The organism is Clostridium sp. CTA-17 (assembly GCF_054767895.1).
The window spans coordinates 97075-110916 of sequence record NZ_BAAABF010000004.1 but is presented as its reverse complement, the minus strand read 5'-3'; the positions used below and the strand labels follow the sequence as shown (position 1 = coordinate 110916).

Here is a 13842-nt window from a genome sequence, read left to right as displayed (position 1 = left end):
TTTAATTAAAATTATTTACTAACTCTTGTTGTGATTATTTGAGTTAATGGTGGTACAACTTGTTTCTTTCTTGAAAGAACTCCAGGTAAGAAAGTAGTTGAATCCTCTAATTTAACTTTGAATGCCTCTTCAGCTATTTCAGGACTTCTTCCAGCCACTAATATTTGTGAACCCTCATTTATTATGTCAGTAAGTAATAACATAATCATTTCTAATCCCATTGATTCAGCTTTTTGATTCATGTAATCTAACATTTCACCTTTTAAAGGCATGAAGCCTTCTATGTCCATTGTGTTAACTTGAGCAACACCTACTTTAACACCTTCAATTGTGAATGGTTTGAAGTCAGCGTTGAATATTTCTTCAATAGACTTTCCTTTTAATGAAGTACCAGCTTTAAACATTTCTTTAGCAAATGTTTCAGGAACTATTCCTGCTATTTCAGCAAGTTTTCTGCACATTTTTACGTCTTGTGGAGTACAAGTTGGTGATTTAAATAATAATGTATCTGAAATTATAGCTCCACATAAAAGTCCAGCAGCTTCTCTTGATGGTCTGATTCCATTTTCGAAGAATCTCTTAGCAACTATTGTTGAAGTACTTCCAAGAGGTTCATTTCTGAAGTATATAGGGTTACCAGTTTGGATATCTGCAACTCTATGATGGTCTATGATTTCTAATACTTCAGCATCTTCTAAACCATGTACTGATTGACCTCTTTCGTTATGGTCAACTTGGATAACTTTTTTCTTATGAGTAGAAATTAAGTGGAATCTTGCGATTGAACCAACTACTTTGTTATTTTCATCTATTACAGGATAGTTACTGTATCTAGTTTCACTCATTGTTACTTTTACATCTTCAACTAAATCATCAGTAGATACAGCTACTAAGTTATCTTTAGTCATAACATAGTCTACTGGTAAACTTTGAACGATTAATCTTGATGCAGTGAATGAATCATGAGGAGTTGTAATAACAGTTATGTTATTTTCCTTAGCAAGTTCTATTATTTCTTTAGAAGGTGTATGTCCACCTGTTACTATTAATAAAGAAACTTTTAACTCTATTAATTCAGCTTGTATTTCAGCTCTATCTCCAGCTATAGCTATGTCACCTTCGCTTATGAATTCTTTTAAAGATTCAGCTTGCATAGCAGCAACTACAACTTTTCCTGGGAATACTTTAATTTCTTCATTTACGTTTTGAGCTTCAGCAGATAATGTATCTAATATGTTATCTAATGAAGTAGCACTTTTAGCAAGAATATTGCTATCCCAAATATCCATGTATGTTGCAGTTATATTTGATGTTGATAACATTCCAAGTAAGTGGTTATTTCCATCAGCAACAGGAATTGATTTTAAGTTTTTATCTCTCATTATGTTCCAAGCCATTTTTAATGAAACTTCTGGAGCTAATGGAGCTATTTTATCCATTTCTAAATCTTCAACTTTTAGTTTAACTGTTTCTAAAAATTGAGGTGCTTCTACACCAAAATAATCAAGTATGTATTGAGTTTCTTGGTTAACATTTCCTAATCTAACTGGTATAGCAGGAGTGTCTTGAGTTTTATTTTTAAATTCAGCATATGCTAAGGCAGCACATATTGAATCTGAATCAGGATTTTTATGTCCTGTAATGTATATAACATCCTTCATTTAGGTTGCCTCCTTTGTTATTCGAAATTTTTTAATTCATGAATATATTTTAATTCCTAAATTATGAAAAGTAAAGTTTAACAACACTCATTTTATCATAGTTTAATAGAATTTTCTATGAGGTAAAATTTAAGAATTATTCTTAATATATGGTGTTACATAAGAAAATTTTTAGTTCTAAAAACAAGTTGTTTAAACATATATTACAATAGATTGCTAGGAAAAGAAGGAGGAACAAGAAGTTATGCATGAGAAAGAACTCTTTAGAGGGTTAACAACTCAAGAAGCTAAAAAACGAATAGAGAAATTTGGATTAAATGAAATAACAGAAAAGAAAAAGGTATCTGCTATAAAAATATTATTACAACAATTTAATGATTTTATAATATGGGTTTTAATTGGAGCGACTATTATATCGGGACTTATGGGCGATGTTGCAGATGCTATTACTATATTTGTTATTGTTGTAATAAACGGAATTTTAGGATTTGTACAAGAATTTAAGACAGAAAAATCTTTAGATGCTTTAAAGTCCTTAGCAGCACCTACTTGTAAGGTATTAAGAGATGGGAATATTAAAGTAATTAATGCTAATGAATTAACTATAGGGGATGTTGTAATATTAGAGGCTGGAGATAGAGTACCTGCTGATGGAGAAATTTTTGAGTGTACAAACTTTATGATTGATGAATCATTACTTACTGGAGAATCAGTTGGAGTTAACAAAACAAATAATTCTAAAGAAGCTTCTCTAATTTACATGGGGACTAAAGTATTAAAAGGTAAAGGAAGATTTAGAGTAACAGCTATAGGTATGAGTACAAAAATGGGATCTATAGCAGATATGTTACAAGACATAGAAGAGGAAAAATCTCCTCTTAAAGAGAGATTGGATGGATTAGGAAAAATTTTATTGGTATTATGTTTAGCTATATGTGCTCTAGTTACTATATTAGGCATTATAAGAGGAAATGATTTAACAGAGATGTTCTTACTAGGTGTTAGTTTAGCTGTAGCAGCTATACCAGAAGGGTTGGCTGCCATAGTAACAGTTTCTTTAGCTCTGGGAGTTTCTAGAATGTTAAAAAGAAATGCCTTAGTAAAGAAATTGCCAGCAGTTGAAACACTAGGATGTACTTCAGTTATATGTAGTGATAAGACTGGTACCTTAACTCAGAATAAGATGACTGTTAAAGAAATTTTTGTAGATGGAAAGCATTGTAGATTAGATGTGGATAAAATTCCAAATTCACCTATCTTAATGAAGGCCTTTGTTTATTGTAATGATTGTAACTATGACTTTTCAAAGGATAAGTTAGATGATGTATTAAATGGTGATCCTACAGAAACAGCTTTAATAAAGGCATATTTTAATAACGTAGATGTATTAAAAAATACAGTATCTAATGTAAATAGAGTTTTTGATATACCTTTTGATTCAAGTAGAAAAATGATGTCAGTTATAGTTAAGGAGAATGGAAGAGAAGCTTGTTATGTAAAAGGTGCTCCAGAAAGACTTATAAATAAATGTAGATATATACATGAGGAAGGAAGAGTTAAATTATTAACTTCTCAAAAGAAACAACAAATATTGAATGTTGTGGAGAATATGAGTAATAGAGCATTAAGATGTATAGCAGGGGCATATAGAGTAGATAATTTAACTAGAAGTGAAAGTCTTGAAAATGAACTTATATTCCTTGGAATTGCAGGGATAATAGATCCACCTAGACCAGAGGTTAAGGACTCAGTTATAAAATGTAGATTAGCAGGAATAACTCCTGTAATGATAACTGGTGACCATAAAAACACTGCCTTTGCTATAGGAAAAGATTTAAATATTGCAAAATCTCAAGATCAAGTAATAACTGGAGAAGAATTAGACAAATTAGATGATAAAGAGCTTAAAAAGAGAGTTAATAAGCTGAGAATATTTGCTAGAGTTACTCCTAATCATAAGCTTAGAATAGTTAAGGCCTTTAAGCAAAATGGAAATATAGTTGCTATGACTGGAGATGGAGTAAATGATGCTCCAGCTATAAAAGAAGCTGATATTGGGGTTGCTATGGGAATTTCAGGTACTGATGTTACAAAGGAAGCTTCATCAATGATTTTAATGGATGATAACTTTGAAACCATAGTATCAGCAGTAGAAGAGGGAAGAATAATATATGATAATATAAGAAAATTCATAAGATATTTATTGTCATGTAATTTAGGAGAGGTTTTAACAATGTTTTTAGCTACCATATTCTATCTTCCAACTCCTATGTTACCTATACAAATTCTTTTTGTAAATTTAGCTACAGATGGACTTCCTGCAATAGCCTTAGGAGTAGATCCTGCTGATAAGGATATAATGAATCAACAGCCTAGAAGCAAGAAAGAAGGTATATTTGCTAGGGGACTTACTGAGAAAATTTTAGTAAGAGGATGTTTAATTGGAATATGTACCTTACTAACCTTTATTGTTGGTGGATTATATGGAATGGATTTAAGTACATGTAGAACTATGGCTTTATCAACATTAGTTATGTCTCAATTATTACATGTTTTTGAATGTAGATCAGAAAGACATTCAATTTTTGAAATAAAATTATTTACTAATATGTATTTAGTAGGTGCAGTAGCAATATCAATACTTATGTTATTAAGTATTATTTACATTCCTTTCTTTAGTGGAATATTCCATACCACAGTATTGGGTATAAATCATTGGTTAATAGTTTTATTCTTCTCAACAATAATATTCTTTATAAATAGCTTATACTTATTTATAAAAGTAAAGAAATAAATTTAATAAGATATATAAATTATTATTTTTTTAATTTTAATATAAAAATGGTGTTTATTAAAATAATTTTTAATAAAAAAAGCTGTATTAATATACAGCTTTTTATCTTTGTTTAAATTGTTGTTGTCTAGCTTTCTTTAATTGTGAATGATCTACAGGTACTAAATCTTGTTTAGTAGTTAAGTTAAGTATGTTATTTAGAGCAATATACTCTTTTTCATTTTCCTTATTTGATTTAAGTCCTTGAACTATAACATTATTTCCTTTTTTCACACTTATGAAAGTAGGTTTTTTAAACCAACGATTCTTCTTATATACGCATTTTATTATTTGCTTACTTCTCTCAGGTTTAACTATTAAAGTAACAACTAATTTGTGGAATATCCAAAGAATAGTTTTTTCTTCGACTTTTTCAGAAATTACGCTTCCTTGAAATTGAGCCATTCTATCGCCGTATTTTTCAAGATAAGAATCAGTGTAATATTTAGATAATTTTTCTTTGAAACCCATAATTATAACTCCTTTTAAGTTGACGAATTTACATTTATTATTACTATAAATACATATTATATGATAGATAGTATTATAACATAATATTAAATATATTAAAATACTTTGATAGTGTCCAAAAGCCCACAGAATAAGAATTTTATATAAACATGTAGTGTTAAAGTTATTCAATGTAAATATTTAAATTATGGACTTATTAGAATTTATATTCTATAATTAAATATGTAATGAAAATGTTATCTTAGGAGGAAGTATTATGGATAAACAACAATTAGCAAAAATGATAGACCATACTATATTAAAACCAGAGGCTGATAAGGCATCAATAGAAAAGCTTTGCAAAGAAGCATTAGAATACAATTTTGCTTCAGTTTGCATAAATCCTACTAATGTAGAATTAGCAGCTAAGCTTTTAAAAGGAAGCGAAGTAAAAGTTTGTACAGTAATAGGTTTCCCTTTAGGAGCAAATACTATGGAAGTTAAAGCTTTTGAAACTAAAGATGCAATAGCAAAAGGTGCAGATGAAGTTGATATGGTTATAAACATAGGAAGATTAAAAGATAAAGATTATGAATATGTAGAGAAAGATATAAAAGCTGTTGTAGATGCGGCTGATAAGAAAGCGCTTACAAAAGTTATAATAGAAACTTGTCTTTTAACTGAAGAAGAGAAAGTTAAAGCTTGCGAATTAGCTAAAAAAGCAGGAGCAGATTTCGTTAAAACATCAACTGGATTCTCAACAGGTGGAGCAACTCCAGAAGATATTAAATTAATGAGAGAAACTGTAGGACCAGATATGGGAGTTAAAGCATCAGGTGGAGTAAGATCAATAGAAGATGCTGAAGCTGTAATCAAAAATGGTGCTACTAGAATAGGAGCATCAGCTTCAATAGCTATATGTGAAGGTACAGTTTCAGATTCAACATATTAATATATAACTAAATTAAATAAGATATTTACTTAGTAAAGCCTATAGAAAAATTTCTATAGGCTTTTTTGTCGAAGAAAAAAATAAATAAAAAATAGAAAATGATGGCTAATTTTAAAGTTATAGAATATTAATATAATAAAGTACTTATAAAGAGGAGGTTACTCTATTAAAGCTAATATTAGTTTTATGAGTGAATTTTTATGAGAAGAGAGTTAACTCCAAAAGAAGTAATTTATAATGAAGACTTTACTAGTAGGATAGTTGAGAAGGAATCCTATGGTAATGAATATCAAGGGGTTTTTAAGAAAATTGATGAAGCATTAAGCATAAATAAAGAAGGATTTAATGTTTACTTAATTGATGAATTTTCAAAACAAAAGCTTAAAGACATAATGGTACATCTAAAAGAAAAAATGAAAAGTAGGGGTAAGCCTAAGGATATATGTTATGTTACCTTAGAAGATATTAGGGTTCCTAAGGTTATATTTTTAGAAAATGGAATGGGAGAGAAGTTAGAGGAAACTTTAGAATATCTAAAATCTTTTTATTATGATGAAATATATGCTTTTTATAATTCTTCAATAAATAAAGAAAAGGAAGAAATTATAAATGATATACAAAAAAAGAGAAATTATTATATAGGTGATTTGATAAAGAGTGCAAAGGAAGAAGGATTTGATTTAAAAGCTACATCTTCAGGCTTTGCATTTATTCCTTTAGTAGATGGAGAAGCTATGACAGAAGATGAGTTTGATGATTTAGAAGAGGATAGCAAAGGGAATATTTCTGTAAAGGCTGACAAGTTAAAAGAGGGAGCAGAAGGAGTTCTTGAAGAATTAAAAAATATAGAGCTAGATTCTATTGAGAAATTAAAGGGAATACTTAGAACCTATTTAGAAAATGAATCAGCCAGTGTTAAAGAAAAAATAAAGGATGATTTTAAAGAGGAAAATGAAGCTTATAATTATCTTATAGATGTTTGTGAAAGCTTAGAAAACTTATTGATTGATAATTATACAATAAACTTTGATGATGATGAAGAAAAGATAAATGAGATTATTTCAAAATATGTTTGTAATATCATAAAAAACAGCAAGGGGCAAGAGGCTCCTAAGGTTATTTTTGAAGAAGATCCAAGCTTAAATAATCTTTTAGGAACTATAGAGTATGAAAATCATAATGGTGTGTATTCAACTGATGTAAAACTTATAAAATCAGGTTCATTACTTGAAGCAAATGAAGGGTGCATAATACTTAGGTTAAGTTCTTTAGTTAATAATGCAAATAGCTATTATTATTTGAGAAGGGCATTACTTCATGGAAAGATAAATTATGATTTTAATAGAGGATATTTAGAAGTGCTTTCATTAAATGGGTTAAATCCAGATCCAATACCTATTAAGGTAAATGTAATTTTAATAGGAGATTTTGAAAGTTATGATATTTTGTATAACCATGATGAAGACTTCAAGAAAATATTTAGGATTAGAGCTGAATTTTCAAACTTAATAGGAATAGATGAAAATAAAAAATCTTTGGTAGATCTTGTTGATAAAGTCATAATAGATAATGATTTAATAAAGATCTCTACTTCTGGAATTAATGCTATTGGAAAACAATTAGCAAGAAAAGCTGGAACAAGGAAGAAAATTCTTTGGGATATTGATGAAATAGAGAGAGTATTACTTCTTGGAAATGAAGAGGCAAAAAATAATAATAAGTCATTGATAGATAAGGATTCAATAGAAGCGGTTGTAAATCAATGCAGTGAAATTGAAAAAGATTATTTAGAAATGTATGAGGAAAAGAAGATAATTTTAGATATAGAAGATAGAATTATTGGAAGTGTAAATGGACTATCTGTTATAGATTTTGGTTATATGAGCTTTGGAAAGCCTATGAGAATAACTTGTACTTGTTATAAAGGTAGCGGAAAAATTATGGATGCACAAAGAGAAAGCAATTTAAGTGGAAATATTCATAATAAATCTTTAAATATTCTAAGAGGCTTTTTAAGTAGCTTCTTTAATTCTTATGAAGCTTTACCTGTGGATTTTCAACTAAGTTTTGAGCAGCTTTATGGAAAGATAGAAGGAGATAGTGCTTCTGTGGCAGAAGTAATTGCTATGATTTCTTCTTTAAGTAAAATACCTGTAGATCAAAGCATTGCCGTAACAGGTTCATTAAATCAATTTGGACAGGTGCAACCAATAGGTGGAGTAAATGAAAAAATAGAAGGATTTTTCAATGTATGCAAGAAAATAGGCACTTATATTGGAAAAGCTGTTTTAATACCAGAAAGCAATAAAGATGAGCTTATATTAAATAGTGAAATAGAAGAGGCTGTGAGAAAGGGTGAATTTAAGATATATCTTATGAAAGATATAAATGAAGCTCTTAGTACATTGCTTCTAAATGACACTATGTCTCTTGAAGATATAGGAAATAAAATTAGTGAAGAAATTAAAAAATTTAAGGACAATTAATATCTTATTAAGCCTATAGAGTTTGTTTCTATAGGTTTAATTTATTTTAGTATTATTTGACATAAATAATTAAAATATGTTAAAATATGGAAAAGAAGCTGTGTGGGAGGTGTAACTCTATAAGAGTGATTGTATGTGGTTAGATTTTGAGAAAATAGGAAATGTTTTAGTTGTAAGTTTAATTGGAGAATTAGATCATCATAGTGCAGAAGAAGTAAGAGTAAAAATTGATGATAGGATTAGTAGAGAAAATATAAGAAAGCTTGTATTAGATTTTTCAGGTGTAACTTTTATGGATAGTTCAGGAATTGGTGTTATTATTGGAAGGTATAAAAAGATAAGTATGCGTTCAGGTGAAGTTAACATAATATCTGTAAGTAAAAGCATAAAAAGAGTTTTTGAGTTATCTGGAATATTTAAGATAATAAAGTATTACGAAAATTTGGATGAAGCTCTAAAAGTGGGTTAATGGAGGGTTAGATATGGATAATAAAATGAGATTAGAGTTTTTGGCTAAATCTGAAAATGAAGGATTTGCAAGGGTGAGTGTATCAGCTTTTATTGCTCAATTAGATCCGACTATTGAAGAATTAACTGATATAAAGACTGCTGTTTCTGAGGCTGTAACAAATGCTATAATTCATGGATATGAATGTGATGAAAGCAAAGTGGTTATTATTGAGGCTAGTATTTGTGAAGATGAAATAAGTATAACTGTAGAAGATAATGGTATAGGAATAGAAAATTTAGAAGAAGCAAGAGAACCCTTATATACATCAAAACCAGAATTAGAGAGATCAGGTATGGGATTTACTGTTATGGAAACATTCATGGATTCTTTAGAAGTTTATAGTGAAAAGGATAAGGGTACAAAAATAATAATGAAGAAAAAAATGAATACATAGGCAGGTGAATAAAGTCTATGGATATAAGTAGTATTGAGAAAGATAATTTTAATTATGACAAAAATACAACTCTCATAGTCATGGCTAAAGAGGGAAATAAGGAGGCAATGAATAAGCTTATAGAAGTTAATACTCCTTTAGTTTCTTCAATATGCAAGAGATTTACAAACAGAGGGTATGACTATGAGGATATATTTCAGATTGGGTCAATGGGATTAGTTAAAGCTATAAACAACTTTAATGATAGTTTTAATGTTAAATTTTCAACTTATGCTGTGCCTATGATTATAGGTGAAATAAAGAGATTCTTAAGGGATGATGGAATAATAAAGGTAAGTAGAAGCACTAAGACTTTAGCTAAAAAGCTTCATTACAATAAGGAAGAACTAATAAAAAAATTAAATAGAGATCCTACTGTAGATGAATTAGCTGAATACTCTGGTGTTGATAAGGAAGAGGTAATAGTAGCCTTAGAATCAGCAAGTAGTATGCAATATTTATATGATACTATACACCATGATGAAGGAACTCCAGTTCTCTTAATAGATAAACTTAGTGAGAAGGGTGAAGATGATGACATGGTTAATAAAATAGCTTTAAAACAAGCTATTAGTTCATTAGATTCAAAGGGTAAGCAAATCATAATGCTTAGGTATTTCAAGGATAAAACTCAAATTCAAGTTGCTAAAATGCTTGGTATAAGCCAAGTTCAGGTTTCTAGGATAGAGAAAAAGGTACTAAAAATTATGAAAGAAAAATTAGAAGAGGATTGATTATAAATGAAATGTTTTAGGAGCATTATTTTATGTGAAATTAATCATATAAAATAATGCTCATTTTTTTGTATAGATTAAAAATAAGAACAAATAATATAAGTATATTTTAATAGAAAAGGGTGATTAATATAGCTATGTATGAAAATGACAAAAAAATAAGGACTAAGTTTGATCAACTTGAACAACAAATAAGACCAAAACCAAAGCTTCTTAGAAATTGTATAATGGCATTTATAGTGGGTGGATTAATTTGTGTAATAGGACAATTTGTGAGAAATACTTTTCTATACTATGGATTTACAGAAGAGCAAGTTAGTAGTTTGACGCCTATGACTATGGTTTTTCTAGGAGCTCTTCTAACAGGACTTGGATTGTATGATAGAATAGCTGCTAAGGCTGGAGCTGGTACTATAGTTCCTATTACTGGTTTTTCAAATGCCATGGTATCACCTGCCATAGAATTTAAAAAAGAAGGATTTGTAATGGGAGTAGGTGCTAAAATGTTTACTATTGCAGGTCCTGTTTTAGTTTATGGTACAGGAACCTCTGTAATAATTGGAATAATATATTACTTATTACTTAGATTTGGAATTGTGGGGTGATAAGAATGAGTAATAATACAAAAAGAGTAGGATCTCAAACAATAGAATTAAAAAGTAAACCTAGAATAATAGCGACATATAGTGTGGTTGGTCCTAGAGAAGGTCAGGGGCCTTTAAAAGAATATTTTGATAAAATATTGCAAGATGACTGTAATGGATGTGAAAGCTTTGAAAAGGCTGAAAGTAGTTTAATGATAACTGCTATAGAAGGAGTAATTAAAAAAGGGAATGTAAAAGAAGAGGACGTAGATTATCTTTTTAGTGGTGATTTATTAAATCAGTTAACATCAACAAATTTTGTTGCTAGAGAATTTAAAATTCCTTTTTTTGGAGTGTATGGAGCTTGTTCTACTATGGCTGAATCATTAAGTTTATCATCAATGATTATGGATGGTGATTTTGCAAAGTATGCAATTGCTTCCACATCGTCTCACTTTAGTTCAGCAGAAAGACAATTTAGATTTCCTTTAGAATATGGATGTCAAAGAAAAGAATACTCTCAATGGACTGTAACTGGTTCTGGAGCTATGCTTTTAGGAAAGTCAGGAGATTATCCTTATGTTACCCATGTAACCACAGGAATTGTTAAGGACTATGGAATTAAGGATGCAGATAATATGGGAGCTGCTATGGCACCAGCTGCTGTAGATACTATATATAAGCATTTTGTTGATACAGGAAGAAAACCTGAAGATTATGATGTAATAGCAACTGGAGATTTAGGAGCTGTAGGGAAGAAACTAACAGAGGAATTATTAAAAGAGTATGGATATGATATTAGTAAGGTTTATATAGATTGTGGAGAAAAGATATTTGATAATGAAAAACAAGGAACTTTTGCAGGTGGAAGTGGATGTGGATGCTCAGCCGTTGTAGCCTGTGGATATTTATATAGAATGTTAAAAGAGAAAAAGTTAAAAAGAGTTTTATTAGTTTCCACAGGAGCTTTATTAAGTTCTACATCAGCCTTACAAGGAGAAAGCATACCAGGAATAGCTCATGCTGTAGCTATAGAATATATTTAAAAATATTATTATAGGTAAGTTAGCTATTGCGTGTGAATATTTTGCTATAGAAATTTAATAATGAGGAGATGAGAATTTTGCAAGATTACATAAATGCTTTTTTGATGGGTGGTGCAATCTGTGTAATAGGACAGATATTAATAGATAAAACTAAACTAACACCAGCTAAAGTATTAGTTGCATTTGTTTCAATAGGAACAATATTAGGAGCTTTAGGAATATATGAAAAGCTAGTTCAAATAGGTGGAGCAGGAGCTACAGTTCCATTACCAGGCTTTGGGTATGCCTTAGCTAAGGCAACTATAAAAGAAGTAAATGAACAAGGCTTAATGGGAGCATTTACTGGTGGATTAAAGGGGGCAGCAGGTGGAATAACTGCGGCTATTTTCTTTGGTTACTTAATGGCATTAATATTTAATCCAAAAACTAAATAAATGATTATAATTTCTATAAAAGGTCAATAATTTTTTCGAAGGAGAGATTCTATGAAAAAGTTTGAGAAAGTTATTGTAAATAGACCTTTAGGATTAATTTGTATTTTTACTATTTTAGGAATTATAACATACTATTTTGGTAGTTTTAACTTAATAGGTACAGCTTTTTTAGTTGTACCTTTAATTTTGTTTAGCTATCTTTTATTAGATATTGATAATTTTAATATAGGTATAATATTTTTCCTCATAGCTATTTTAAGTTGCACCATTTATTATGAGCCAAAATTTCAAAAAGAGGGTGTTCAAGAAATAAGAATAATAGAAGTTACAGATAAAGCTATAATAGGAAAGATAGATGGAAGAATAGTTGAGGTAAGAAATCAAAGTGGAAGTGAAATTGAATATGGAGAAAAAATATATGGAGTTTGTAAATTTAAGAGAGGAATTAATTTAGATAGAGGTCATGTTGGACAGGTTTTCTTAAAGAAAGTATTAAAAAGAGAAAAGGACTTAATCTATAAAATAAAAAATATACCAAAGAAGTATTATGAAAACTTAAGTGAAAAATTTTCATCCTCTGAAAGTGCACTTTTAAATGCTGTCTTATGGGGAGATAAAGAAAATTTAACCTATAATCAAAAGGATTTTTTATCAGACTTAGGAGTAATTCATTTAATATGTATATCAGGGTTTCATATAGCCTTACTTTTTTCAATAATTTATAAAAAGTTTTCTTTTAAGATAGCTTTAAGTATATGTACTATTTATGTAATTTTAGTTGGGGCATCTAGTTCAGCATTAAGAGCTTTAATTATGATAACCTTATTAAAGTCTTCTAAAAGGCTATTTAAGACCTATGACCCCTTAAGTTCTATATCATTAGGAGCAGTGATCTTACTTATTTATAAACCTTATAACCTTTTTAGCATGGGATTTTTATTATCCTTTGGTGGAACCTTAGGCATAGTTTTATTCTATAAAAAATTATTAGAGGGATTTTATATGTTACCACCAAAGTTAAATGAATACTTAAGTTTAGGATTATCTGCACAGGCTTTTATATATCCTATTTTGGTAATTGCTTTTGGAAAATTTTCTATTAACTTTTTAATATCAACCTTTTTAGTAACTCCAATAATAGTAATATTATTACAGATACTATTAATTTCTATTTTAATTGGTGGAAATTTAATTGGAATTATAGTATTTTTAATAGATATAATATTCATGGTATTTAGGGGGATTTTAGTGTTTTTAGATAAGGTAGTATGGGTTACCCCTTATTTATCCCCAGTATTTGCAATTGCTTATATGACTATGTTTTTATGGATTTACATGAGTCTTAAAGGATTTAAAAAGTTTAAAATAGGAGTTTATTTATTCATACCTGTTTTGCTTTTAAATTTATATGTATTTGGAGCTAAAATTAAAGTTGTGGAAGATAAATGGAATAAGGCTGTAGTCATAGAATCTGGATTTAAGAAAGTTGCCTTAGTAAACAATAATAGTGATTATTTTAAAAAATCCATAATGAAAAAGGAATATGTTAATGAGGTTATTCATGTGAAAAAAGAGTCTCAATTTGAACTAACAAAAAGATATTCAATATCCATAGAAGATAATTTTAATACCATAACTTTAATGCCAGAGAATAGTGATTATGATATAATTGATTTGATTCAAAAGAAAAGTGCGTATATACTTTAACTTATGTAAAT

At 29.1% G+C, this 13842-nt stretch carries 12 protein-coding genes; 10 read left to right on the top strand and 2 right to left on the bottom strand.

Annotated elements, in window-relative coordinates; all coding sequences use genetic code 11:
* Positions 1 to 11: 11 nt before the first annotated feature.
* The gene (locus ACYUCG_RS08685) at positions 12 to 1661 is read right to left on the bottom strand and encodes a putative manganese-dependent inorganic diphosphatase (RefSeq protein ID WP_283704752.1); all 1650 of its coding nucleotides are present in this window, start codon (positions 1659 to 1661) and stop codon (positions 12 to 14) included.
* A gap of 244 nt (positions 1662 to 1905) precedes the next feature.
* Between ACYUCG_RS08685 and ACYUCG_RS08680 the strand changes: the two genes are divergently transcribed.
* A complete protein-coding gene (locus ACYUCG_RS08680; RefSeq protein WP_460268447.1) occupies positions 1906 to 4455 on the top strand; it encodes a calcium-translocating P-type ATPase, PMCA-type in 2550 nt (849 codons plus the stop codon).
* A gap of 102 nt (positions 4456 to 4557) precedes the next feature.
* Here ACYUCG_RS08680 and ACYUCG_RS08675 read toward each other — a convergent pair whose 3' ends face one another.
* A complete protein-coding gene (locus ACYUCG_RS08675; RefSeq protein ID WP_061429010.1) occupies positions 4558 to 4965 on the bottom strand; it encodes a hypothetical protein in 408 nt (135 codons plus the stop codon).
* A gap of 256 nt (positions 4966 to 5221) precedes the next feature.
* Between ACYUCG_RS08675 and deoC the strand changes: the two genes are divergently transcribed.
* The 9 genes from deoC to ACYUCG_RS08630 all read left to right on the top strand — a co-directional run bounded on the left by deoC (position 5222) and on the right by ACYUCG_RS08630 (position 13831).
* Positions 5222 to 5896, top strand: coding sequence for a deoxyribose-phosphate aldolase (gene deoC / locus ACYUCG_RS08670; RefSeq protein ID WP_333961921.1), 675 nt, complete (start codon positions 5222 to 5224; stop codon positions 5894 to 5896).
* Positions 5897 to 6096: 200 nt separating this feature from the next.
* Positions 6097 to 8382 carry an AAA family ATPase gene (locus ACYUCG_RS08665; protein ID WP_460268445.1) on the top strand — a complete coding sequence of 762 codons (2286 nt, stop codon included), beginning with the start codon at positions 6097 to 6099 and terminating at the stop codon, positions 8380 to 8382.
* A 133-nt stretch (positions 8383 to 8515) separates the two neighbouring features.
* Complete coding sequence (gene spoIIAA / locus ACYUCG_RS08660) at positions 8516 to 8851, top strand: anti-sigma F factor antagonist (protein ID WP_003451156.1); 336 nt, start codon at positions 8516 to 8518, stop codon at positions 8849 to 8851.
* 13 nt (positions 8852 to 8864) lie between these two features.
* Complete coding sequence (gene spoIIAB / locus ACYUCG_RS08655) at positions 8865 to 9287, top strand: anti-sigma F factor (RefSeq protein ID WP_003451402.1); 423 nt, start codon at positions 8865 to 8867, stop codon at positions 9285 to 9287.
* A gap of 17 nt (positions 9288 to 9304) precedes the next feature.
* Positions 9305 to 10060, top strand: coding sequence for an RNA polymerase sporulation sigma factor SigF (sigF, locus tag ACYUCG_RS08650; RefSeq protein ID WP_061429006.1), 756 nt, complete (start codon positions 9305 to 9307; stop codon positions 10058 to 10060).
* A gap of 137 nt (positions 10061 to 10197) precedes the next feature.
* The gene (spoVAC, locus tag ACYUCG_RS08645; protein WP_087326369.1) at positions 10198 to 10665 is read left to right on the top strand and encodes a stage V sporulation protein AC; all 468 of its coding nucleotides are present in this window, start codon (positions 10198 to 10200) and stop codon (positions 10663 to 10665) included.
* 5 nt (positions 10666 to 10670) lie between these two features.
* Complete coding sequence (gene spoVAD, locus ACYUCG_RS08640) at positions 10671 to 11690, top strand: stage V sporulation protein AD (protein ID WP_003463083.1); 1020 nt, start codon at positions 10671 to 10673, stop codon at positions 11688 to 11690.
* A 68-nt stretch (positions 11691 to 11758) separates the two neighbouring features.
* Positions 11759 to 12124, top strand: a complete 366-nt coding sequence (gene spoVAE / locus ACYUCG_RS08635; protein WP_060795896.1) for a stage V sporulation protein AE — start codon at positions 11759 to 11761, stop codon at positions 12122 to 12124.
* A 51-nt stretch (positions 12125 to 12175) separates the two neighbouring features.
* Positions 12176 to 13831, top strand: coding sequence for a ComEC/Rec2 family competence protein (locus tag ACYUCG_RS08630; protein ID WP_460268444.1), 1656 nt, complete (start codon positions 12176 to 12178; stop codon positions 13829 to 13831).
* Positions 13832 to 13842 lie beyond the last annotated feature (11 nt).